Annotated in this window: 3 protein-coding genes; all 3 read left to right on the top strand. The window is 34.9% G+C overall.

Annotation, left to right across the window (positions count from 1 at the left end; translation table 11 throughout):
• The coding region (locus tag ACSHWW_RS14435; protein ID WP_435683172.1) for a 5'-methylthioadenosine/S-adenosylhomocysteine nucleosidase at positions 1 to 378 on the top strand (378 nt) is incomplete at its 5' end.
• Positions 379 to 543: 165 nt separating this feature from the next.
• Positions 544 to 1,329, top strand: coding sequence for a transglutaminase domain-containing protein (locus tag ACSHWW_RS14430; RefSeq protein WP_435683171.1), 786 nt, complete (start codon positions 544 to 546; stop codon positions 1,327 to 1,329).
• Between the two features lie 488 nt (positions 1,330 to 1,817).
• On the top strand, positions 1,818 to 2,273 hold the full coding sequence (locus ACSHWW_RS14425; protein WP_435683170.1) for a hypothetical protein: 456 nt from the start codon (positions 1,818 to 1,820) through the stop codon (positions 2,271 to 2,273).
• Positions 2,274 to 2,455: the final 182 nt, after the last annotated feature.

Below are 2,455 nucleotides of genomic sequence, written 5' to 3'. Positions count from 1 at the left end.
CCTTTGTACCTTACTGTAGACCCGAATCTATTGGAACAAAGTAAGAAGGCATCAGAACAAATTAAATTGAAACCACTGAACAATAGAATTCCTAGCTTTTTTATTGGCACGATCGCTACCGGAGACACCTTTGTGAGCGACCCAATAAAGGCAAAAGAATTGTATACCAATTTTAATGCACTGGCAACAGAAATGGAAGGTGCAGCCGTTGCACAAATATGTACTATGTTGCAAGTGCCCTTTATTGTTATTAGAAGCTGTAGTGATAACGCCAATACCGCAGCACACTCAGATTATTTCAAATTTGTAAAAGTAGCATCCGTTAATTCTGCCCAAATGGTATTGGCAATTTTGGAAAATTATGAAGAAACCAAATAGCTGAAAACTGCATAGAATCAACTAAAAAAAATAGTGACGAAGAGTTGCTATAAATAGGTGATACTGATTAAAAATAACCGAGATTTGTGTTAGCGGTTTACATCATACCTTACATAGAATTGGGCTAGTGTTTATTGTATAATAGAGTCTTGAAAAAATTGATATATGCGTTTACGTACAAGCTGTGACCTAAAGTTCGAGATTTTTGAACCAACACCATTTATTCTTATGTTGAGGCCACGTAGTGGAAGCCAACAATGGGTAGAAAGAGAGGAATATAAAATTACGCCAAGTACCCCTGTTTTTGAATTTACGGACAACTATGGCAATCTTTGCCAACGATTAATTGCCCAACCCGGTATGTTCTCAATTGCTACTTCTTCAGATGTAGTAACCTCTAACTTTATTGATCAAGGTTTTGGTGCTCCATTTATAGAAATACAGAATTTACCCGATGCCGTATTAAGCTATTTATTACCCAGTAGATATTGCGAGTCTGATTGCTTTAATGAAATGGGCGCAGCTATTACTGAAGGTCAATTAATGGGGTATAATCAAGTAGCAGCAATTACAAATTGGTTACGTGAGAATATTGAGTATTTGCCTGGCAGTAATAATGAGCCCTTATCTGCCATACAAGTTAATAATAGACAGTTTGGTGTATGCAGGGATCTGGCGCATTTGGGAATAGCCCTGTGCCGTAGTTTAAGTATCCCGGCACGTATTGTTGTTGGTTATTTGCACAATTTGGAACCAATGGATATGCATGCTTGGTTTGAAGCCTATATTGGTAACCGGTGGTATACTTTTGATGCCACCCAAATAGATTCTCCGGGAGGTTATGTTGTTCTGGGTTTTGGTCGTGATGCTGCAGATGTTGCCATTTTTAATCAATTTGGACCTTCGGTTTTTCCTGTAGAACACCTTGTTAAAGTGAAAGAATGTCCTTAATGTAAATGAAAAATCATAGGCCTTTATTTTAAACTATACGCTTAAAACAAATATCATATACACCATAATTTGTAAAAGGTTATTCCTCATTTTGTATATCAAAACCAAAGAAAGCTAAAAGTGATATACAGAATGCCTACCTTATTAATTGGCCCTTATCCCTTTATCTACAGTAGGTAGTGAGGTTTTTATTTCTTTTTGTATCTTGAGGATCAATTACACATATATATGTGTTGTAAGTAATTTTGACACACAATAATGGACAATCTAAAACCAACATTATTTTTCATTTTCGCAGCTTTACTTTTTTGGTTCATTGGACCAATAATTGTAAAGTTTCAATTAAAATTTCATAATAAACATAACCCTAAATTAGTTGAGAAAGCACCTGGAATTTTTAAAGGAATGAAAATCTTTTTCAGAGTCTTTTCCATCATTTGTATAATATTCGCTTTTATTGTGCTTTTGGGAATTAAATTTTAAACTGAATGAGCAAATTAAAACTAATATTTGAAATTCCTAAAAATGGTTGGTTACCGACAAGTTTAAAAACTTCCGACTTTGAACTGAATTTTAATGTATCAAAAATACCCAAAAATCCGACTGACAAACTTTGCGAATCTCTGATTTTGGCGTTGAATAGAATTGAGTCGGAAATATGCTGGAATATGGAACCTGAATGTTATTTCTTTGAACTTAAACCCAACGGAAAAATAATTGAGCTGAATATTTCAAAAAGTGGAGGAATAACAGAACACAGAAATCTGATTTATAAACAGACTGGAGATTTTGAGTCTGTGATTTTACCAATGTATCGGAGTTTGAAAAAGTTCAATTCGTTAGAATTTGACAAAGCTGATTGGAAAAAAATTGACCAAATAAAACTGAATAAATTAACAGAATTAATAACAGAAAGAAAAAACTACTTACAACAACGGCTATAGTTCATTGCGGTGGAATTTCCTCTCGGAAATTCCCTGTGTGTTTGCTATCTTTGGTTTACGGCGGAATAGTTCTGCCGAACCATTCCGCAACGAAACCATAGCCAAAACCGTTGAGGGAAATGACCTAAAGGCCGTGTTACTCCGCTGCAAAAAAACAAGTACTGCATGAATAGCCGTTTTTT

Origin of the sequence: Nonlabens sp. (assembly GCF_051251825.1) — a bacterium.
Lineage (GTDB): Bacteria > Bacteroidota > Bacteroidia > Flavobacteriales > Flavobacteriaceae > Nonlabens.
This window is presented reverse-complemented; position numbering and strand designations above follow the sequence as displayed.